General features: G+C 61.6%; 20 protein-coding genes. 9 read left to right on the forward strand and 11 right to left on the reverse strand.

The genetic code is table 11. The features are described from left to right. The first annotated feature begins 96 nt into the window (after positions 1–96). From BMY45_RS18680 to xopAW, 3 genes are all read left to right on the forward strand, one after another. On the forward strand, positions 97–855 hold the full coding sequence (locus BMY45_RS18680) for a response regulator (protein ID WP_092400121.1): 759 nt from the start codon (positions 97–99) through the stop codon (positions 853–855). Next, a complete protein-coding gene (locus BMY45_RS18685) occupies positions 855–1898 on the forward strand; it encodes a sensor histidine kinase (RefSeq protein ID WP_092400123.1) in 1044 nt (347 codons plus the stop codon). The genes BMY45_RS18680 and BMY45_RS18685 overlap by 1 nt, the downstream gene beginning before the upstream one ends. Before the next feature lie 145 nt (positions 1899–2043). Further along, positions 2044–2544, forward strand: a complete 501-nt coding sequence (gene xopAW, locus BMY45_RS18690; RefSeq protein WP_092400125.1) for a XopAW family type III secretion system calcium-binding effector — start codon at positions 2044–2046, stop codon at positions 2542–2544. Positions 2545–2624: 80 nt separating this feature from the next. On the opposite strand, the gene BMY45_RS18695 is transcribed toward xopAW, so the two are convergent. The 8 genes from BMY45_RS18695 to BMY45_RS18730 all read right to left on the reverse strand — a co-directional run bounded on the left by BMY45_RS18695 (position 2625) and on the right by BMY45_RS18730 (position 8926). Then, positions 2625–3662 carry an AI-2E family transporter gene (locus BMY45_RS18695; RefSeq protein WP_092400127.1) on the reverse strand — a complete coding sequence of 346 codons (1038 nt, stop codon included), beginning with the start codon at positions 3660–3662 and terminating at the stop codon, positions 2625–2627. 62 nt (positions 3663–3724) lie between these two features. After that, positions 3725–4531 carry a DUF4892 domain-containing protein gene (locus BMY45_RS18700; RefSeq protein ID WP_092400296.1) on the reverse strand — a complete coding sequence of 269 codons (807 nt, stop codon included), beginning with the start codon at positions 4529–4531 and terminating at the stop codon, positions 3725–3727. A gap of 143 nt (positions 4532–4674) precedes the next feature. Beyond that, complete coding sequence (locus BMY45_RS18705) at positions 4675–5526, reverse strand: alpha/beta hydrolase (protein WP_092400129.1); 852 nt, start codon at positions 5524–5526, stop codon at positions 4675–4677. Next, a complete protein-coding gene (locus BMY45_RS18710) occupies positions 5523–6317 on the reverse strand; it encodes an alpha/beta fold hydrolase (RefSeq protein WP_092400131.1) in 795 nt (264 codons plus the stop codon). Before BMY45_RS18710 ends, BMY45_RS18705 begins: the two co-directional genes overlap by 4 nt. 275 nt (positions 6318–6592) lie before the next feature. Continuing rightward, positions 6593–7036, reverse strand: a complete 444-nt coding sequence (locus BMY45_RS18715; protein WP_092400133.1) for a hotdog fold thioesterase — start codon at positions 7034–7036, stop codon at positions 6593–6595. A gap of 37 nt (positions 7037–7073) precedes the next feature. After that, on the reverse strand, positions 7074–7526 hold the full coding sequence (gene sixA / locus BMY45_RS18720) for a phosphohistidine phosphatase SixA (RefSeq protein ID WP_092400135.1): 453 nt from the start codon (positions 7524–7526) through the stop codon (positions 7074–7076). Then, positions 7523–7870, reverse strand: coding sequence for a DUF4389 domain-containing protein (locus tag BMY45_RS18725; protein WP_092400137.1), 348 nt, complete (start codon positions 7868–7870; stop codon positions 7523–7525). Before BMY45_RS18725 ends, sixA begins: the two co-directional genes overlap by 4 nt. Before the next feature lie 30 nt (positions 7871–7900). Continuing rightward, complete coding sequence (locus tag BMY45_RS18730) at positions 7901–8926, reverse strand: NAD(P)H-dependent glycerol-3-phosphate dehydrogenase (protein WP_092400139.1); 1026 nt, start codon at positions 8924–8926, stop codon at positions 7901–7903. Positions 8927–9090: 164 nt separating this feature from the next. On the opposite strand from BMY45_RS18730, the gene BMY45_RS18735 reads away from it, so the two are divergent. The 5 genes from BMY45_RS18735 (at position 9091) to fabB (ending at position 16083) form a co-directional block, all read left to right on the forward strand. Then, positions 9091–11250: a TonB-dependent receptor plug domain-containing protein gene (locus BMY45_RS18735; protein WP_371913966.1), complete on the forward strand. Its 2160-nt coding sequence runs from the start codon at positions 9091–9093 to the stop codon at positions 11248–11250. Then, entirely contained in the window at positions 11251–12183 is a 933-nt protein-coding gene (locus BMY45_RS18740) for an ABC transporter substrate-binding protein (RefSeq protein ID WP_092400141.1), read from the forward strand. Next, on the forward strand, positions 12180–14087 hold the full coding sequence (locus BMY45_RS18745) for an ATP-binding protein (RefSeq protein WP_092400143.1): 1908 nt from the start codon (positions 12180–12182) through the stop codon (positions 14085–14087). The genes BMY45_RS18740 and BMY45_RS18745 overlap by 4 nt, the downstream gene beginning before the upstream one ends. Before the next feature lie 248 nt (positions 14088–14335). Then, positions 14336–14851: a 3-hydroxyacyl-[acyl-carrier-protein] dehydratase FabA gene (gene fabA / locus BMY45_RS18750; protein WP_047230338.1), complete on the forward strand. Its 516-nt coding sequence runs from the start codon at positions 14336–14338 to the stop codon at positions 14849–14851. Positions 14852–14862: 11 nt separating this feature from the next. Further along, a complete protein-coding gene (fabB, locus tag BMY45_RS18755) occupies positions 14863–16083 on the forward strand; it encodes a beta-ketoacyl-ACP synthase I (protein WP_092400145.1) in 1221 nt (406 codons plus the stop codon). 234 nt (positions 16084–16317) lie between these two features. On the opposite strand, the gene BMY45_RS18760 is transcribed toward fabB, so the two are convergent. Together BMY45_RS18760 and BMY45_RS18765 are read right to left on the reverse strand one after the other, a co-directional pair. Further along, on the reverse strand, positions 16318–16782 hold the full coding sequence (locus BMY45_RS18760) for a DUF3859 domain-containing protein (protein WP_092400147.1): 465 nt from the start codon (positions 16780–16782) through the stop codon (positions 16318–16320). A gap of 221 nt (positions 16783–17003) precedes the next feature. Beyond that, entirely contained in the window at positions 17004–17957 is a 954-nt protein-coding gene (locus BMY45_RS18765) for an amidohydrolase family protein (protein WP_371913967.1), read from the reverse strand. Positions 17958–18141: 184 nt separating this feature from the next. Between BMY45_RS18765 and BMY45_RS18770 the strand changes: the two genes are divergently transcribed. Then, entirely contained in the window at positions 18142–19002 is an 861-nt protein-coding gene (locus BMY45_RS18770) for a pirin family protein (RefSeq protein WP_092400151.1), read from the forward strand. A gap of 311 nt (positions 19003–19313) precedes the next feature. On the opposite strand, the gene BMY45_RS18775 is transcribed toward BMY45_RS18770, so the two are convergent. After that, positions 19314–20042, reverse strand: a complete 729-nt coding sequence (locus BMY45_RS18775; protein ID WP_092400153.1) for a dienelactone hydrolase family protein — start codon at positions 20040–20042, stop codon at positions 19314–19316. Positions 20043–20086: the final 44 nt, after the last annotated feature.

Consider the following 20086-nt stretch of genomic DNA (forward strand, 5'->3'; position numbering starts at 1 on the left):
TCAGCGCTTTGCGCCTCGCGGCCCGAAGCCTATGCTGGAGCCACTACCTCGCCGCCTTCTTTGTGTTTGGCAGCTTATCTGGCAGATGATGCACCCATGCAGAACACCCCTGTTGCAAATTCTGACGATCAAAAAGCGTCCGACGATGACAAGCGCTGGAGTACCCGGGCGTTGATCGTCGATGACGATGTGCCGATCCGCGAGCTGCTGATCGACTACCTGGCCCGTTTCAACATACGCGCCAGCGGCGTGACCGATGGCGCGGCCATGCGCCGGGCGATGCAGGCCGAGCGCTTCGACGTGGTTGTGCTCGACCTGATGCTGCCGGGTGAAGACGGCTTGCAATTGTGTCGCTGGCTGCGCGCCGAATCGGACATCCCGATCCTGATGCTCACCGCCCGGTGCGAACCCACCGACCGTATCATCGGTCTGGAACTGGGCGCCGACGACTATATGGCCAAGCCCTTCGAACCCAGGGAACTGGTGGCGCGGATCCAGACGATCCTGCGCAGGGTACGCGACGACCGCACCGAGCAACGGGCCAATATTCGCTTCAATAACTGGCGACTCAACAGCGTACTGCGCCAACTGATCTCCGCCGACGGGCTGGTGGTGCCGCTGTCCAATGCCGAGTTCCGGCTGCTTTGGGTGTTCATCGAACGACCGCGCCGGGTACTGAGCCGCGAACAGTTGCTGGATGCCGCGCGTGGGCGCTCCATCGAGGCGTTCGACCGCAGCATCGATCTGCTGGTCTCGCGCCTGCGCCAGAAACTGGGTGACGACCCCAAGGCACCGCAACTGATCAAGACCGTGCGCGGTGAAGGCTACCTGTTCGACGCCCGGGACATCGGCTGATGCGCTTGCGCCTCGACACCTTGTTCGGCCGCCTGTTTGGCGTGCTGTTATTGGCGATCGTCCTGGCGCACCTGTTGGCCTTTGCCTGGTTTTCTCAATACGACAAACCGCCTTTGGGGCCACCCCCCGAATTTTCCCGGCAAGGCCAGCAAACTCCGCCCATGGGGACCCCGCCCAACCGCCCTCCGCGCCCTTGGTTCGGTGGGCCGGTGGTCCCGCTGACGTTTCAGTTTGTGTGCCTGATCGTCGCCGCCTGGTACGGCGCCAAACTGCTGACCCGGCCCATCCAGCGCCTGAGCGATGCCGCCGAACGCCTGAGTGAAAACCTCGACAGCCCACCGTTGGAGGAAACCGGCCCCCGGGAGGCCCGCCAGGCTGCCCATACGTTCAATCTCATGCAACAGCGAATTCGCGAGCAGGTGCAGCAGCGTTCGCGCATGCTCGGCGCGGTGTCTCATGATCTGCGCACTCCGCTTTCACGGCTCAAGCTGCGCCTGGAACAGATCGATGACATCAAGCTTCAGGGCCAGATGCGCCAGGACCTGAACGATATGATTGGCATGCTCGACGCCACCCTCACCTACTTGCACGAGCAACGCACCAGCGAAGCGCTGCAATGGATGGACGTGCAAGCGTTGGTGGAGTCGCTGAGCGAAAACGCCCAGGACCAGGGTGCCGACGTGCAAACCAGCGGTGGCTGCGCGCCGTTGCGGGTGCAGCCGATGGCGTTGCGCTCGTGTATCAACAACCTCATGGACAATGCCTTGCGCTACGCCGGCCATGCATTGATTGCGCTGCAAGACCAACGCGACCAGGTAGTGATTCGGGTGATCGATCACGGCCCCGGGATTGCGGCGGATAAGCGCGAAGCGGTGTTCGAGCCCTTCTATCGCCTGGAAGGCTCACGCAACCGCAACTCCGGCGGTGTCGGCCTGGGCATGACCATCGCCCGGGAAGCCGCCGAACGCTTGGGCGGGCAGTTGAGCCTGGAAGAAACGCCGGGGGGTGGATTGACGGCAGTGATCCGCTTGCCGCGCGCCTGAAACAACCTCAATCCCATGTGGGAGCCGCGCCGGGGGCTGAGTTTGTACACCCGCCGGTACAAACTCCACACACCCACGACAACTGCCCCGCCGACGCTGCATAAGCCGGTGCACCCACCGGCATTCCAGCCCAAGGAGAGCGCCCATGATCGGTAGCGTCAGCAGTTACTCGCCCTATACCAGTACCAGCAGCACCACGACCAGCAGTGCCCGTAGCCAGCAGTTTCAAAAGGAGTTGCTCAGCAAGCTCGACAGCAACGCCGACGGCTCGATCGATCAGGATGAATTGAGCACTGCCCTGTCGCAAAAGAGTGACGACGGCATCCTGGTCAGCCTGAGCGATAATTTCAGCGACCTGGACAGCGACAGCAGCGGGGACCTGAGCAGTGATGAGTTGGCCGCGATGGCACCACCGCCACAACAGGCCTCCGGTGAGGCATTGCTCAGCCTGCTCGACGCCGATGCTCAGAACAGCCTCGACACCCGCGAACAGACCAGCGCGTTGCAGGCCAACCGCAACAGCGACAGCTCCACCGAGCAGCCCCATGTCAGTGAAGCGTTGAACAGGATGATCGCCAACCTCAGCCGACAATACTCACTGGATGATGTCGTCCCCGTGGGGAAATACCTGAACGTGGCCACTTGATTGACCCGCAAGCCTGGCCTTTCGGAGCCGGGCTTGCCTGCCTGGATCAAAGCCCGTTTGTGCTGGACTCAGGCGTGGGATTATCGCGCCTGACTCTTGCTCCAGTCCGTCAGCAAGCTGTAGGCCACCGCCAGCAGGGTCGGGCCGATGAACAGCCCGATGAAACCAAAGGCAATCAAGCCACCGAACACCCCCAGCAACACGATCACCAACGGCAGGTTTCCGCCACGGCTGATCAGGTAGGGTTTAAGCACGTTGTCCACACCGCTGATGATGAAGGTGCCCCAGATCCCCAGGAACACCGCCATCCCGTATTCGCCCTTCCAGGCCAGCCACGCCGTGGCCGGGATCCAGACCAGGGGCGGCCCCATGGGAATCAGGCTGAGCAGGAAGGTGACGATGCCCAGTACCAACGCCCCCGGTACGCCGGCGATCAGGAAACCGATCAGCGCCAGCACCGCCTGGGCCGCTGCGGTGCCGATCACGCCGTTGACCACACGCTGCACCGTACCGGCCACCAATTCGATGTAGTAACCGGCACGGTCGCCAATCAGGCGTTCCAGCAACTTGTGCACGAACACCGCCAAGCGCGGGCCGTCACGGTAGAAAAAGAACACGAACACAATGCTCAGGGTCAGTTCGAGAATCCCACCGCCGATTTGGGCACTGCGAGCCAGCAGCCAGTTGCCGACCTGACCCAGGTATGGCCTGACGGACACCATCATGGCCGCACCCTGCTGATCGATGCTGTTCCAGATGCCCACCAACCGCCCGCCCACCAGCGGTACACCCGCCAACCATACCGGGGCATCGGGCAGTCCATCGACCTGCACATTCTTGATAAATGCCGTGGCATCGCGCACATGGTCGGCCAGGTTGAAGCCCAGCCACACCAGCGGCACCGCCACCAGCACCATCCAGCCCACGGTCAGCAAGGCCGCCGCCAGCGATTCGCGACCATTGACCCAGCGGGTCAGCAGGCGCATCAGTGGCCAACTGGCAAACGCCAGCACCGCGCCCCAGAACAGCGCCGACCAGAACGGCGCCATTACCCAGAAGCTTGCACCGAACAACACCAGGAGCAGGATCTGCACCAACAGCCGATCGTTATTGAGCATGTCAGGTCTCGAAATAAAAACAGGGCCGGGATGACGGCGTGAAGCGCGTCACCCGAAACAGCTTAACGCAGCAGCTCAAGATGCAGGCCCGCCGCATCGCCCCTGGCGGCCTCCATTCGCGCCGCCCGGACACCCTGGTCAATCAGTGCTTGCCGCCAGGCCTCGGCCTGGGGTCCGGCGACAGTGACGCGAAGGCCCGTGTCCAGGTTCAGCGCCCGGGACAGCAGGCGCAACCAAGTGTCGTCCGGTTCGCCGACCAGACGCGGCAAGTCCAGCACGCCGGTATCCTTGAGCTGGCGCAACAGCGTGGCCGATGTGGGCAGCAGGTTCCCCAGCGAGGCGTTTGCCTCGAACTGTTCGACGTGCAGGTAGGCCTTGCGATTGCCGCGAGTAATGCCATACAGCGCAATCAGCGTGTTGTCCGCCGGCGGCGCCAGGCGCAGCAGCAGGTAAGCCTGGCCGTTGTCGGCGCCGTAGAGCTTGGCATTGCCGAACACTTCGTTGGCCCACAGGCTGCTTTCACCGCAATCGCGGGCCTGGCACCAGAACAACAGTTGCGCGTCCTGCTTCTGCAAGGCTTCGCGGGCGGCGGTAAAGGCCTGGGTGGCGGAGTGTTCCGGCGGCAGTTCATAGGTCACCGACGTGGTGTTGCCACGGGCATCAACCTGCCCATCGAAGCGCAACTGGCCGCTGATCTTGCGGATCGAACCCAGGGGATAAATCCGCTCCAGGTCAGTGGTTTGTCGGTAATCGACTATTTGCGCGTCAGGCATGCGAGGCACCCGCTCCAGATCCCGACTGCCGGGAACATCGGCGGCAAATGATGCCGGACTGAAGCAGGCCAGCGTAAGCAAGGCGAGTGAATGAATGGATATTTTCATCGGATCGGCATGGCCTGGGTCTCTGGGGTGAGGCCGGTGCCATCTATGCGCTGCGAGGCCGCTAAACAGAGATCTGTCATGGTTGTCTCCCTTTTTCAACCCGCCCAGCCTCGACAGTTGCCAGGCGCAAGTCAAGAAACGGTGAAGAACCGATTGAAACAGTCTGCTACAAGCGCCGCGCCGACCTCGTCGTTCAGGTGCAAATGATGACCGCCGGGCAACCGTTCATGACTGAAGGGTAGACGCTCCAGCAACTCGGGGTGCCGGGCAAGCATGCCGTCGGCAGCCACCACCAGGTGCGCGGGGCAAGCGATCCGCGCCACGAAGGCCATGGCCTGCTCATCGGTCAGGCGTAGCAGCGATGGCAAGGTCAGGCGATTGTCGGTGCGCCAAGTGTAGCCTCCCGGTACCGGCATCAGGCCGCGCTGGGCCAGTAACTCGGCGGCTTCGCGACTGACCGCCACCAGCCCTTTCATGCGGGCCTCAATGGCCCGGTCGAGGGTTTTGTAGACCGGCTTTCGTTTCTGTTGCAAATCCAGCTGCGCCTGCAGAGCCATGCCCATGCGTTCGGCGGCGTTTTCGCCTTTGTCCGTGGGCGGGATCACCCCGTCGATCAGCCCCAGGTGCGTGACCCGTTCGGGCAAGGCACCGGCGAGCACCAGCGAGACGATCGCGCCCATGGAATGCCCCAGCAGGGCGAAACGCGCCAGGCCCAGTTGTTCGGCGACTTGCAGTACATCATGGGCATAATCCCACAGGGCATAGCCGGCACCGGGCGGACGATGCCCGGAGTGACCATGACCGGCCATGTCCAAGGCAATGACCCGCAGGCCCTCAAGCCGGGGGGCCAGTCGGGCGAAGCTGTTGGCGTTGTCCAGCCAGCCGTGCAAGGCGATCACTGGCCGGCCATCCTCCGGCCCGAACAGGTGGGCCGCCAGTTCAATGTGCGGCAGGCTCAGACGGACTTCTTCAACCCCACTCATAAGCTGCGCCCTTCCCAGCGCTCAAAGAGGTCCTTGAGCAGTCTGGCCGTGTCCTGCGGACGTTCCAGGGGAAACATGTGGCCGCCGGGCATGCTCAGGGATTCGCCATGGGGCATACGGCCCACCGAGCGGGTGTGATGGCGCATCACCACGCGACTCTGCCGGCCGCGCACCACCGCCAGCGGCACTTTGAGCATACGGGCCCGGCCGGGACTGGTGTGCGGCACGCCGCGGTAAATACTGATTTCCGTGGCCGGATCGAAGCGCAGCCGCAAGCGGTCGCCGACTTGCTGCAAGCCATGTTGCAGGTAGGCGTCGAAGCATTCCGGGTCAAACCCGCGGAACAGCGTCTTGGCGGAAAAATACTGCCGGGCCGACTCCAGGTCAGCGAACTCTTCACGCCGCCCCAACGTCCGTCCCGCCGGAGTCAGACGATCGATGAACCCCAGGCGCTTGGCGGCCAGGATCACCCACTGATCGGCGCGGGTCAGCACCGGCGAATCGAGCATGACCACGCCACGATATAACTGGGGGCAGCGCAATGCGGCATGCAGATGCAGAACGCCACCCAGGGAATGGCCGACGCCCCACACCGGTTCAGGTTGTTGTTCCAGGTGATGGATGAGCTCGTCCACCAGGTTGTGCCAGTTATCGTCCGCCGGAAACCGCGGGTCATGACCGTGCAATTCGAGATGCGCGACCTCGTACTGCGGCGCCAGCGCGGCGAACAGCTTGCCGTAAGTGGCCGAGGGAAAACCATTGGCGTGGGCGAAAAACACCTGTTGCGACATGACGGTGGATCCATGGGGAAACTGGGACCGATTGTCCGCACATCCCGGCGGCGCGGCAATGACCGTAACTGACAGCAATGGTGACAGGCACGGCTGGGTTATGAACCCGGCCCCATGCAAGAAGACGCTGCCCCCTGTAGGAGCTGCCGAGTGCAGCGAGGCTGCGATCTTTTCCCAGGCAACTGAGGCGAGAGTGAACGCTCATGGATCAGGATCAAAAGATCGCAGCCTGCGGCAGCTCCTACAGGGACAGCGCCGCCTGGTCCAACCAGGCTTCAGCGCGCCGGCGGCTGTTCGCCCAGCGGCACCACGGCCATGGTCAGGCGCGACACACAGTTGACCTTGCCCTCGTCGTTGGTCAGGCGAATGTCCCAGACCTGGGTGGTGCGGCCCAGGTGGACCATCCGGGCCGTGGCCGTGACCCGACCGCTGCGCACACCGCGCAGGTGGTTGGCATTGATTTCCAGGCCCACGCAATAGAACTTGCTGGTGTCCACACACAGATAGGCCGCCATGGACCCGACCGTTTCAGCCAGCACCACCGATGCACCGCCATGCAACAGGCCGAATGGCTGGTGGGTGCGGTGATCGACCACCATGCTGGCGGTCAGGGACTCGTCGTCGAAAGATTCGAAACGAATGTCCAGCACTTCGCTGATGGTGTTTTTACCGGCGGCGTTCAGTTGCTCGATGTTGGGGGTGGTGCGCCACAGACTCATCGTTGCCTTTCCTTTGAGATTTTCAGGGTGCTCAATCTTATGGGCGCTTGATGCCCTTGAGCGTCATAGACCCAGCCAAGGGCAGCTCGCCCTCCAGCTCCGCCAGCCCGGCCGTTTGTACCTGTTCCGGTTGTTGCAAGTGCCCATGCTGCAGAAAACCCAAGAGACTGCCCACCAGCGGGTTATGGCTGACCAGCAGCACATCATCCTGATCCTTGAGGTGTTCCAGGACGGTTTGCGGCCGGGTTTCTGGCGTAAGCCAGTCAACCGTGATCAGCGCCGGCTCGAAACCCAGCGCTTCACGCACCAGGTGCGCGGTCTGCTGTGCTCGCACATACGGGCTGGCGTAGATGGCCCGTAAAGGCTCACCCATCAACCGGCCGGCGCTGCGCAGCACCTCTTCACGGCCATGGAGGGTCAGGGTTCGCTCGGGATCAGGCCGGGCGCCATGGGGCTCGGCCTCACCATGACGCAATACCCAAAGTTTCATAGTTTCGGCTCCTCATCCCGAACCGGATGCGGGGCCGGAGCCACGGCGTGAGGCGTTTCACCTTCCGGCGTGCGCGGGGTTGGCCAGTCCGCGAATGGCCAGGGTTTCTGGTCGCTATGAAAAGTGCCGAAACGGCCGATCTGCGCCAGGAACTGGCTCAGGCTGTCACCAAAGTTCATCAGGCTGGCACTGGGCGCGCCATAGATCAGCCGGTAGATCAGTTGCACCAGCACCACGGCGCCCAGGATGAATTGCGCCACCTGCCACACCAGCAGGTAAATCACCATCCACAACACACGCAGCAGGATGGATTCGTATCGTGCCTGCTCTTTTGGATCGTTCATGGTTTGCTCCCGCTTCTGATCAATAAAGGTTCAGTTGAAGCCACTGGTGGAAATGAAATCGACGTCGGTCTTGGGTTCGCCGCGCATCAACAGTTCGATCACCTGTTCCAGCGTGCGCCCTTCGAACAGAATCGCATGCAGCCCCGCGACCAGTGGCATGTAGACCCCGGACTCCTGAGACTTGGCCTTGAGCACCTTGAGCGTATTGACGCCTTCGGCCACTTCACCCAGGCGCGACACAGCCTCGTCCAGGCTCAACCCCTGACCGAGGGCGAAGCCGACCTGATAGTTGCGGCTTTTGGGCGAGGAACAGGTGACGATCAAATCGCCGACCCCGGCCAACCCCAGGAAAGTCATCGGATTGGCGCCCTGGCTGACGGCAAAACGAGTCATTTCCGCCAGCGCCCGGGTGATCAGCATGCTCTTGGTGTTCTCCCCCATGCCCAGCGCCACTGCCATGCCGGCGATGATTGCATAGACGTTTTTCAGCGCCCCGCCCAGTTCCACTCCGAAACGGTCGGCACTGGCGTAGACCCGAAAGGTGCGGCCATGCAGCGCGGCCTGGACCCGCTGGCACAGTTCTTCGTCTTCACTGGCGACCACGGTGGCGGTCAGCGCATGCTCGGCGATCTCGCGCGCCAGGTTCGGCCCGGAAATCACGCCGATTCGAGCCTTTGGGGCGATTTCTTCGAGAATCTCGCTCATCAGCTTGAAGGTCTGGGCTTCGATCCCCTTGGTCAGGCTCACCAGCAATTTGCCGCTCAAGCGTTCGGCATGGGGCGCCAGGACCGCCCGCAGGGCACTGGACGGCAAGGCAACGAAAAACAGGTCGCAGTCCTGCAAGGTGGCCTGCAAGTCAGTCACTGGTTCAACTTCAGGGCGGATCTTGATGCCCTTGAGGTAACGCGGGTTCTCGCGATTGACCCGGATGGCCTCGGCCTGCTCCGGGTCACGCATCCATTGGCGCACCGGGTGGCCGTTCTCGGCCAGCAGATTGGCCACGGCGGTACCGAAACTCCCGCCCCCCAGGACCGCAATCGGGCGCTGTTCAGTCATATGCAATCCGTTCATCCATACCAAGTGGCAATGCCGGGCATTATACGGAGCGACCACACCGCGACCAGCCCCGACTACAATTACCGGCAGTTGTAGGAAGCTGACCATCAATTCCTAGGAAAATGCTGTCAACGTGAATGGAAAAGTCACTCACCTCGGTTAACATGCCCGCCATCCTTTCCCTAATCAAAGGCTGTGTCGTGTCCGTTGGCCCCTCCCGTTCAGGCTCGTCGCTACTATTGGCGCTGTTCATCAGCCCGCCAGTGCTGGCCCACGACCTGTTTGTCGACAGCCAGCCCCTGCCCCAAGTGTTGACCGCTACGCGCCTGAAGCAATCGCCGGCGGCGGTCCCCGGCAGCATGACCGTGTTGGACAGCGAATTGATCAAGGCCAGTGGCGCCCGGGACATCAGCGAACTGCTGCGCCTGGTGCCGGGCATGATGGTCGGCAATATCAGCGGTAACCAGGCCGCCGTGAACTACCACGGCACCAACGCCACCGAAGCCCGGCGCATGCAGGTGCTGATCGATGGCCGTTCGGTGTATCGCGCCGGCCTGGCCACGGTGGACTGGAGCGATATTCCAGTGGCCATGGAGGACATCGAGCGGATCGAAGTTTTCCGCGGCCCCAACACCGTCAGCTACGGCGCCAATGCACTGATGGCGGTGGTCAATATCATCACCCGCGCGCCGGCCGACAGCCACGGCACCCGCCTGAAAATCACCCGGGGCCAGCGTGGCATCAGCGACTGGTACGCCAGCCAGGGCAGCGGTTGGGAGGGCGGTGACCTGCGGCTGTCACTGTCCGGCCAGGAAGACGACGGCTTTGACAGCAACCGCAACGGCGCCGATTACCGCGACAGTCGACGCTTGAACCGTTTCAACCTGTCCGTCAGCCAGACCCTGAACGAACAACAGAGCATCGACTGGCAACTGAACGCCAAGGACGGGACCAATCAGCGACCTTATACCTACCGCCCAGTGTTCGCCGGGATTACGGCCGCCGGGGATAACTCCGACGTCGTCGCCAAGGACTACGCCGGTTCGCTGCGCTGGAACCTGGACCTGAACCCCAAGCACAGCCTTTATGTACAAGGCTCGGTCCAGCACTGGGATCGCCAGCAGACCTGGCGCGCCTGCGATGCCGAAGTGTCCTTCAGCCCACAGTTGACGGACCTGTGGCTGCTCAACCCTAACTACGCCGAGAAGCTGGCGCGCAATATTCCCAGCTTTACCGGCACCGGTGCGCCGCCCGGCACCCCGCAGGAACAGGCACTGGCCAATCAGGTGCTCGATCAATGGCGCAACGGCGCCTCGCAAACCTTGTGCGGCGATATCGACCAGAGCGCCCGTGAGTCGCGCTACGACCTGGAGATCCAGGACACCCTGAGCCTGTCCGACAGCCTGCGACTGGTCACCGGGGCAAACTATCGCTACGACCGGGCCGACTCCGAGACGTACTTCAACGGCACGCTGGACGACACCACCTGGCGCTTGTTCGGCCAACTGGAGTGGCGGGCCAGCGAACATTGGTTGGTACAGGGCGGTGCGATGTTCGAAGACACCCACCTGACCGGCAGCTCGCTGACGCCGCGGGTGGCGGTCAACTACCTGATCACACCACGCCATGGCCTGCGGGCGGTGTACTCCGAGGCAGTGCGCTCGCCGGACATGTTCGAGAACAATGTCAATTGGAGTTATCAGGTCACCAACCTCAAGCCCACCGCCTTCGGTCAGAGCAGTGCCCGTTATTTTGTCCAGACCAGAGGGCCGGGGAACCTGGACCAGGAGCACATGCGCTCCCGGGAACTGGGCTACAACGGCTATTTCATGAACCTGGGGCTGACCGTCGATGTGAAGCTGTTCCATGACGAAATCACCGGCATGATCAGCGAACCCCTGCGCAACAATCAGTACATTGCCAGCAATGCCAATGAGTCACAGTTTTCCGGGGCCGAAACCCAGTTCGACTGGCGTATCACCAGCGCCGACCGCCTGCGCCTGACCTATGCCTACGTCGATGCCCTGGCCAGCAACGCCCTCGACGAACAGCCGACCGCCCGCAATAGCGGTTCGGCCGGCTGGTTGCGGGACTGGGGCCGAGGCTGGAACAGTGCGGTGTTCTATTATGGCGCCGACGACCTTAACGGCTATCGCTTTGAACGAATCGACACCCGCCTGGCCAAGCGCATTCCTTTGGGCAAGGCCAACCTGGAACTGGCGGGCATCCTGCAACAACGCCTCGACAATCAGCCCACCACGTTTGTCGACAACCGCTATGACTCCCGTCACGTGCTGTATTTCACTGCGGAGTTGTCGTTCTAGATGTTGCGGGGTCGATCGCGCAAGACGCCCTTTCGTGGCCGCCTGCCGCTGGCGCTGTGCCTGGTGTTTGCCGGTTGGCTGGCAACGATCCAGGTCCGGGCGGCCGAGATTGTACTGACCGGCGTCCATAACAGCCCAGGGGTGCAGTCTTTCACTCAGGCCCTCAAGGCCCTGCGTCCCGAGGACGAGGTCAGGTTTACTCCGCTGGCCAGCCTGCCCGCGCCCGGCAAACTACCGCGTAATGTTCGCCTGGTCTTGCTTGACCTGCCCAGCCTCGACTGGCGCCTGCAGGAAACCCAGGGGCCGGCCACCCTGGTATTGCGAATCAGCCGCCAACAAGCTCGGGACCGCCTGGGCGAGACAACCCCCGATCACCTGAGCCTGTTGTGGAGCGATCCGCCGCTGGCGCGGCAATTGCGCCTGATTCGCGCGATCCTTCCGCAAATACGCAGGGTCGGCGTGCTGTTCGACGGGCACAGCGAGTTCCTGCTCAAGGAAATCCGCCAGGCAGCGACCCCGTTGGGACTGGAAATCGTGAGTGAACGCTGGGACGACACCAGTGACAGCCGCCCTCTGCAAAAACTGCTGAGCCACAGCGATGTGTTGTTGGGGCTCGACGACCCCGATCTGTACAACCCCAAGACGGTAAAGAATCTGTTGCTCAGCAGCTACGCCCGGCAACGTGCGCTGATCGGGCCCAACGCCGCCTTCGTCAAGGCCGGCAGCCTGGCCAGCACCTACAGCGACCAGGAGGATTGGCTGGCAATTCTCGACGATTTGCTTGACCGCCCCGCCACCACCTGGCCCCGCACCCTGTATCCGGCCCGCTTCAAAGTCCTGAGCAACCAGCAGGTCGCCCGTTCACTGGGGATCGAGCCGATTGACGCCGAATCCGTCGCTGCACAGCTGGCCGAAGGAGAACCACGCCCATGACCTTGCGTCGCCGCTGGGACATCAATACCCGCACCCAGCTTATCGCCCTCGGCCCGGCCTTGCTGCTGACGGTGCTGTTGATCAGCTTCTTTACCTTCGTGCGAATCCAGGACCTGCGCCAGGAACTCAACCACACCGGGCAGTTGATCGCCAACCAACTGGCCCCAGCCACGGAATATGGGGTGATCTCGGGCAATAACGAGGTGCTGGAAAGCCTGCTCACCGCCACCCTGGCCACACCTCATGTGCGTTTCCTGGAGGTGCAGGACAGCTCGGACCGGGTAGTGGTGTATGTCGAACAGCCCGCGCAAAGCCGCAATCACTCCCAGCAAATCGAGGTTTTCCAGGCGCCGGTTCGCCTGCAGCGCATTGCCTTGAACAATGATTTCCTGCAAGGCAACAGCACGACCATCGAGGCCCCCAGTGAGGATTACCTAGGCCGGGTGATCGTCGGCATGTCCAGTGACGCCTTCAGCCAGCGACAGCAGGAAATTCTTCTCAAGGCCGCGATCCTGGCGCTGTTCGCCCTGCTGTTCACCTTCCTGGTGGCGCGTCGCCTGGCGTCCAACCTGTCCCGGCCGATCCGCGACATCGGCAACGCAGTCATGGCGATCCAGCAAGGCGACTACGGCACGCCGCTGCCCATCGTCGACGATGCCGAACTGGGGGCCTTGTCACGGCATATCAACAATCTGGCCGACGGTCTCGAGCAAGCCAGTCGTGAACAGCACCAGGCCATGGCGCAGTTGATCAAAACCCGGGAAGAGGCGGAGAAGGCCAACAGCGCCAAGTCCGAGTTCCTGGCGATGATGAGCCATGAACTGCGCACCCCCATGAACGGTGTACTGGGCATGCTGCAACTGCTGGAAACCACCGAAATGACGGAGGAACAATTCGAGTACACGGCGCTGGCCAGCGAGTCCACCGAGCACCTGCTGAAGGTCATCAACGACATCCTCGACTTCTCGCGCATCGAACGCTCGGCCCTGGAGCTGGAACACATCCCGTTCAATCTGGCGGAGCTGGTTGCCAGTTGCGCCCAGTCGTTCCAGCACAGCGCCGCGCAACGCAAGCTGGGCCTGGACCTGCTGATCCCTGATGACATGCAGGCTTTGCAGGTGCAAGGCGACCCGACGCGGATCCGGCAGATCCTGGTCAACCTGATCGGCAATGCCCTGAAATTCACCGAACAAGGCCGCGTCACCGTGCAATGCCAGTGGCAGGCACTGGATCACGAACTCCTGTGGTTTACCTGCACGGTGCGCGACAGTGGCATCGGGATTGCGACCGAAAGCCTGGAGCGCATGTTCGATGCCTTCCAGCAAGCCGACAGTTCGATTTCCCGGCGCTACGGTGGCACCGGCCTGGGGCTGCCGATTGCCCGCACCCTGGCTGAGCGCATGGGGGGCACATTGCGCGCCCAGAGCGAAGAAGGCCAGGGTTCGGTGTTTACCCTGGAGATCCCTCTGGCCCTGTCGCAAAAGGCACCGATAGCCCTGGCGCCAAAGCTCCCCGACGGCATCGGCAGCGGTCATGGCGAGGGCCGCAACGTGCTGCTGGTGGAAGACAATCCGGTGAACCAGACCGTGATTGAAGCCATGCTGCGCAGCCTGGGCTTCACCGTCAGCATCGCCGCCGACGGCGCCCAGGCCATCCGCAGTGCCGAAAGTCTGATTTTCGAGGCGATTCTGATGGATTGCCGGTTGCCCATCATCGATGGCTACGAAGCCACGCGACAGATCCGCCAGTTACCCGGCTGCGCCGAGGTGCCCATCATTGCCCTGACGGCCAATGCGCTACAGGGCGATCGCGAAGCCTGTCTCGCGGCGGGCATGAACGATTACCTGGCCAAACCGTTCAAAAGAGCTGATCTGCAGCAAATTCTGCAGCGCTGGGTGCGTTAGTGCAGGCGTTTAGACCATCTGCGACTGGCGTGAAAGGCGAAAGTGCGGCAGTCTTAAGCACCCGAACAAGTCCCGATTGGGGCTTGAATAAAAATTTCAGTGCACAGGTGTACATTCATTTCCCGTGTGCTGTGACTTTCACTACAACGCAATAGTCTATGAGTAGGCTGTCGATTCGAGGCATGAACGCTTCGATCGGCCGGGAAGATTTGCCCCACCCTGCCGCATGGGACTATTGAGGAGCTCGCATGACCAAACAAAACGCCTTTACTCGGGAAGACCTGCTGCGCTGCAGTCGCGGTGAGCTGTTCGGCCCAGGTAACGCGCAACTGCCCGCCCCGAACATGCTGATGGTGGATCGCATCACCCATATCAGCGAAGAGGGTGGCAAGTACGGCAAAGGTGAATTGGTCGCCGAGCTGGACATCACTCCTGACCTGTGGTTTTTCGCCTGCCACTTCGAAGGTGATCCGGTGATGCCGGGCTGCCTGGGCCTGGATGCCATGTGGCAATTGGTCGGTTTCTTCCTCGGCTGGCAAGGCCTGCCGGGTCGCGGTCGCGCCCTGGGTTCGGGCGAAGTGAAGTTCTTCGGTCAGGTTCTGCCGAGCGCGAAGAAGATTACCTATAACATTCATATCAAACGCGTCCTCAAGGGCAAGCTGAACATGGCCATTGCCGATGGTTCAGTGGCTGTGGATGGTCGCGAGATCTACACCGCCGAAGGCCTTCGGGTCGGCGTTTTCACCTCCACTGACAACTTCTAAGGGTTATCCGCATGCGCCGCGTCGTTATCACTGGTCTGGGCATCGTTTCGTGCCTGGGCAATGACAAAGAGACCGTCTCCGCTAACCTGCGTGCAAGTCGCCCTGGCATCCGGTTCAATCCGGAATATGCCGAAATGGGTCTGCGTAGCCAGGTTTCCGGCTCCATTGACCTTCCCCTCGAAGAGCTGATCGATCGCAAGATCTACCGTTTCGTCGGCCATGCGGCGGCTTACGCCTACCTGGCCATGAAGGACGCCATCGCTGACTCCGGCCTGACCGAAGAGCAGGTGTCCAACCCGCGCACCGGCCTGATCGCCGGTTCCGGTGGTGCCTCGACCTTGAACCAGATGGAAGCGCTGGACATCCTGCGCGAAAAAGGCGTCAAGCGCGTCGGCCCGTACCGCGTCACGCGGACCATGAGCAGCACCGTTTCCGCCTGCCTGGCCACGCCATTCAAGATCAAGGGCCTGAACTACTCCATCGCCTCTGCCTGCGCCACCAGTGCACACTGCATCGGTACTGCCATGGAGCAGATCCAGATGGGCAAGCAGGACATCGTATTCGCCGGCGGCGGCGAAGAAGAACACTGGAGCCAGTCGTTCCTGTTCGACGCCATGGGCGCCCTGTCCAGCAAGCGCAACGACACCCCGGAAAAAGCTTCCCGCGCCTACGATGCCGACCGTGACGGCTTCGTCATTGCTGGCGGTGGCGGCATGGTGGTGGTCGAGGAGCTGGAACACGCTCTGGCCCGTGGCGCGAAAATCTACGCGGAAATCGTCGGCTACGGCGCCACTTCCGATGGCTACGACATGGTCGCCCCAAGCGGCGAAGGCGCCATCCGCTGCATGCAGATGGCTATGTCCACCGTTGACACGCCTATCGACTACCTGAACACCCACGGCACTTCGACCCCGGTCGGTGACGTCGCGGAAATGAAAGGCGTGCGCGAAGTGTTCGGTGCCAACGCCCCGGCCATCAGCTCCACCAAGAGCCTGTCGGGTCACTCCCTGGGCGCCGCGGGCGTTCACGAAGCGATCTACTGCATGCTGATGATGGAAGGCAACTTCATCGCCGGTTCGGCCAATATCGACGAACTGGACCCGGAAGTGGCCGACCTGCCGATCCTGACCAAGACTCGCGAAGACGCCAAAATCGATACCGTCATGAGCAACAGCTTTGGCTTCGGCGGCACCAACGCCACGCTGGTATTGAAGCGCTGGCAGGGTGCGTAGGAGCTGCCGCAGGCTGCGATCTTTTAAGCGAAAGATCGCAGGCTTGGCCAGCGCCTAGCATCAATAAAAAACGCCCCGACTGGTTCGGGGCGTTTTTTTGCCTGGCAAATACCTTAGTTCAATGTGAGAGCGGGCTTGCTCGCGAATGCAATGTGTCAGCTGACAAATATGCCGCCTGCCACACCGCATTCGCGAGCAAGCCCGCTCCCACATGAGGCCTTCAGTGGATGGAGTTCAGCGCACGACAAACCGCTGCTGCGCCAGCAATCGATCGCCCTGGAACACCATGAACCGCCACTCCCCCGGCACCACTTCGTGGCTCTCGGTGAATTCGTAGGCCATCACATCCTGAGGTGCACCGGGCACCAGTTTCTGGGTGACTTCGAATTTATCGTGGCGCACACCATCGGGGGTGCGAATGCCGGGAGTGAAATACAACAGGGTCAATGGCTGGTCGTCAGCCACCTTGTCCGCCAAGCGGTAGCGCAGACCGAACTTGGTGCCCAGCTTGGCCGGTACACTTTCAGTCTGGCGGATCTGCTCGTTGCTGCGGCGCAGAACCCGCTCCCCCGATTGCAGTTCGGCTTGAGGCCCTTCGAAGATACCGAACTCCACCGGGCCTTCGACACGGACTTCTGCCTGGGCCAGGCCGCAGACCGACAACAGCGCGACCAGTGCGCTTGAACGGGTGAGGTGCATAGTGCGCTCCTTGATTGTGATGAGCGCGAGGGTATGACGCGGCGGTGACAGGCTGATGACAAACCCTGCACACCGATACGCTCGCGCTCGATTCTGTAGGAGCTGGCGAAGGCTCGGGCCGCGTTCGGACGATCTTTTGATCTTTCCCTTGAGACTCAATTGGCTGGGGAAAGATCGCAGCCTCGTTGCACTCGACAACTCCTACAGCCACAAAGGCGGACTTAGCGGGCGACTGAACGAGGCAATACCGTTAGGAAATTATCCCGCGCCACCTTCCTGGCCACCTCTTCCGGCAACGCATCCAGGAACGGATCGAAGCTGCGCAATTCCTTACCGACCTTGTCGAAACGCCCCACTACATCCGACCCCAACATAAAGCGCTCCGGGAAGCGTTCCATCAGCCTGATCCACGCCTCGCGAGGCTTGCCCGCCTCGTCCAGCAAGTAAGGCGTGAGCACGCTCCAAGACAGGTCTATGTACAGGTTCGGATAGGTCTCCAGCATCCGGGTCAGTGTCGGCAACAGAAAATCCAACCGCGTCTGGTGACGATGAATCTCCATGCTGGTGCCGGCATGGGCCCAAATAAACCGCGTGTGGGGATGGTTGCGCAGTGGCTCTTCAATTTCCGGCAAATACAGCGCGTTTTTCTCACGCTTGGAGGTGATGTTGGAATGCAGCAGCACCGGCAGATCGTTCTCCGCCGCCAGGTGATAGATCCGCGTCATGGCCTCGTTGTTGGCCCGCGGGGTGTCCCCCGACGTCAGTGCCGTCAGGTCGTCATGGCGGGTGAACACCTCACCAATGCCTTGCCACAAGCCCGGGTACAGATCGAGCATGCGCTGGATATGCATGGCGGAGTTCTTGTCGTTGGGGTTGAAACCGGACAAAAAAGGATGAAAGTGCTGGCGTTGTTCAGCGGTCAACTTACTCACCGCCGCCGCCACAATCACATCGGTGGCGCTGTACCAATAGGCGTCCGCATCGTCACCGGCGTAGTAACGCGGGCGCTTGGGCTCATCCTCATGCCATTTCTTGGCCACCGGTATGCCTGAAATCATCACATGCTCGATGCGATTGTCGGCCATGGCCTTCAATAACTCGGGCATGCCGGCGGTTTCCTGAAAGAAATCGACGTAATGCAGGTGCGCATCGCTGTAGGTGTATTCGCGGGCCATGACGCCGCTGCTCGAAACGGCCAGCAGCCAGGCGAAGATCAGACGGGTCAAGGGCACGGGTAGACTCCAGAAGATTATGAACAGGATAGACCCCGACCGTCGCGTCCGGGTTCACGGCGCATGTGCCGTCAGTTGTCACGGCGGGTTATGCTTTACCCATCCATTGCTCAACCTGGAAGACATCATGACCATGCCTCTGACCATTCGCCCACGCGCAGAAGATGTGGAAGGCCAGCCGATTCTTCGCCCGCTGCCGTCCGCCAAGTGTCGCAGCGTCGGACCGTTCGTTTTTTTCGACCACATGCTGCAAACCTCCTACAAGGCCGGTCAAGGCATGAACATTCGTCAGCATCCCCACATCGGGTTGTCCACCCTCACCTATCTGTTCGAAGGGAAGCTCCAGCACAAAGACAGCCTTGGCTCCGATCAAGTGGTGGACGCAGGGGATGTCAGCTGGATGACCGCGGGCAGCGCCATCGCCCATGTCGAGCGCACGCCCGAATCACTGCTGGGCAGCGATTTCGTCATGCACGGCTTGCAAGTCTGGCTGGCCTCGCCCCAATCCCACGAACAGGGGCCTGGGCACTACAGCCATCATCCGGCGCACACCCTGCCGGTCAGCGATAACCTGGGGGTAAAGATCCGGATGATCGCCGGGTCGGGGTTTTGCCTGGAATCGCCAGTCCCGACACTCTCTCCGACCCTGTACGCCGAGCTGCACCTGCAAACCGCAACTACCCTGCTGATTCCCACCGAGCATGAAGAGCGGGCACTGTATGTGCTCAGCGGTGAAGCGCAGTTGGACGGTGAACCACTGGAACCCCACTCGTTGGTGGTGCTCCCGACCGGGGCGCAAATGACACTGTTCGCCGACAGCGACTGCCATGCGGTGCTGTTCGGCGGCGCGCCGCTTGATGGGCCACGTCGGATGAACTGGAATTTCGTCTCCAGCGATCCGGCGCGAATAGATGAAGCCCGCCAGCGCTGGGCGGCCGGGGACTGGCCGAGCGTGCCGGGGGAAAGTGAGCGGATCGAGTTGCCCTAGATTCACATCGACCGGGGCGAGGGAGCCTGCTCCCGCTCGGCTCTGTAGGAGCTGGCGAAGCCTGCGATCTTTTGATCTTTTGACCTTTTGATCTTTTGATCTTTTGATCTTTTGATCTTTTGATCTTTTGATCTTTTGATCTTTTGATCTTTTGATCTTTTGATCTTTCGCTTAAGACTCAAGTGCCCTTGAAAAGATCGCAGCCTCGTTGCACTCGTCAGCTCCTACATAGCTCCTACATAGCTCCTACATAGCTGCTACACAGGCCAGCGGGAGCAGGCTCTCTCGCCACGGGGTTCTGCTTGAAGCACTCAACCCCTGAGCACTTCATCCAGCAAATTATGCATCGACCTGAACGCCCGGGCGGCAACCTTGGCGTCGTACATCATCTTGCCCGGAACATTGGCCTGGGGATCGGTAAACGAATGCACCGCGCCACCGTAGCTCAGCAGTTGCCAATCCACCCCGGCGGTATTCATTTCGTCTTCGAAGGCCGGCAGTTGCTCCTTGGGCACCAACGGGTCCGAGGCGCCATGCATGACCAGCACCGCCCCCTTGATGTTCTGCGCATCCGCCGGATTGGGTGTGTCCAAGGTGCCATGGAACGAAATAGCAGCCTTCAACGGTGCGCCTGTGCGTGCTAGCTCCAGGGAGCAGCAACCGCCGAAGCAGAAACCGAAGGTGGCCAATCTCGACGCATCGACCTGCGCCTCACCCTGACTTTGCAACTGCTCGAACGCCGCCTGCATGCGCTTGCGCAACAAGGCACGATCATTCTTGAGCGGCATCATCGCAGCCCCGGCTTCATCGGCATTGGTCGGGCGCACGTCCTGGCCGTAAAGATCGGCGATCAACACAACATAGCCGTTGGCCGCCACCGACTTGGCGATTTCCTCGGCCCCCGCCCCTACGCCCATCCAATTGGGCGCCATCAGCAAACCCGGGCGCGAGCCCTGCTGGCTAACGTCGAAGGCCAGGCGGCCTTCATAGGTTTGACCATCGATCTGATACACCAGCGAACGAACCGTAACCTGACTCATGACTGACTCCCCTTGAAAACGGAACACCAGAAATGAAAAAACCC

Origin of the sequence: Pseudomonas sp. NFACC39-1 (genome assembly GCF_900110355.1) — a bacterium.
GTDB lineage: Bacteria > Pseudomonadota > Gammaproteobacteria > Pseudomonadales > Pseudomonadaceae > Aquipseudomonas > Aquipseudomonas tehranensis.

Excerpts from the sequence above, each read along its gene's own strand:
- xopAW (WP_092400125.1), top strand. The coding sequence starts at position 2,044 with ATGATCGGTAGCGTCAGCAGTTACTCGCCCTATACCAGTACCAGCAGC.
- BMY45_RS18745 (WP_092400143.1), top strand. The coding sequence starts at position 12,180 with ATGACCTTGCGTCGCCGCTGGGACATCAATACCCGCACCCAGCTTATC.
- BMY45_RS18695 (WP_092400127.1), bottom strand. The coding sequence starts at position 3,662 with ATGCTCAATAACGATCGGCTGTTGGTGCAGATCCTGCTCCTGGTGTTG.
- BMY45_RS18715 (WP_092400133.1), bottom strand. The coding sequence starts at position 7,036 with ATGAGTCTGTGGCGCACCACCCCCAACATCGAGCAACTGAACGCCGCC.
- BMY45_RS18760 (WP_092400147.1), bottom strand. The coding sequence starts at position 16,782 with ATGCACCTCACCCGTTCAAGCGCACTGGTCGCGCTGTTGTCGGTCTGC.
- BMY45_RS18710 (WP_092400131.1), bottom strand. The coding sequence starts at position 6,317 with ATGTCGCAACAGGTGTTTTTCGCCCACGCCAATGGTTTTCCCTCGGCC.
- BMY45_RS18775 (WP_092400153.1), bottom strand. The coding sequence starts at position 20,042 with ATGAGTCAGGTTACGGTTCGTTCGCTGGTGTATCAGATCGATGGTCAA.
- fabA (WP_047230338.1), top strand. The coding sequence starts at position 14,336 with ATGACCAAACAAAACGCCTTTACTCGGGAAGACCTGCTGCGCTGCAGT.
- BMY45_RS18680 (WP_092400121.1), top strand. The coding sequence starts at position 97 with ATGCAGAACACCCCTGTTGCAAATTCTGACGATCAAAAAGCGTCCGAC.
- BMY45_RS18740 (WP_092400141.1), top strand. The coding sequence starts at position 11,251 with ATGTTGCGGGGTCGATCGCGCAAGACGCCCTTTCGTGGCCGCCTGCCG.
- fabB (WP_092400145.1), top strand. The coding sequence starts at position 14,863 with ATGCGCCGCGTCGTTATCACTGGTCTGGGCATCGTTTCGTGCCTGGGC.
- BMY45_RS18725 (WP_092400137.1), bottom strand. The coding sequence starts at position 7,870 with ATGAACGATCCAAAAGAGCAGGCACGATACGAATCCATCCTGCTGCGT.
- BMY45_RS18730 (WP_092400139.1), bottom strand. The coding sequence starts at position 8,926 with ATGACTGAACAGCGCCCGATTGCGGTCCTGGGGGGCGGGAGTTTCGGT.
- BMY45_RS18705 (WP_092400129.1), bottom strand. The coding sequence starts at position 5,526 with ATGAGTGGGGTTGAAGAAGTCCGTCTGAGCCTGCCGCACATTGAACTG.
- BMY45_RS18770 (WP_092400151.1), top strand. The coding sequence starts at position 18,142 with ATGACCATGCCTCTGACCATTCGCCCACGCGCAGAAGATGTGGAAGGC.
- BMY45_RS18735 (WP_371913966.1), top strand. The coding sequence starts at position 9,091 with ATGCCCGCCATCCTTTCCCTAATCAAAGGCTGTGTCGTGTCCGTTGGC.
- BMY45_RS18685 (WP_092400123.1), top strand. The coding sequence starts at position 855 with ATGCGCTTGCGCCTCGACACCTTGTTCGGCCGCCTGTTTGGCGTGCTG.
- BMY45_RS18765 (WP_371913967.1), bottom strand. The coding sequence starts at position 17,957 with ATGGCCCGCGAATACACCTACAGCGATGCGCACCTGCATTACGTCGAT.
- sixA (WP_092400135.1), bottom strand. The coding sequence starts at position 7,526 with ATGAAACTTTGGGTATTGCGTCATGGTGAGGCCGAGCCCCATGGCGCC.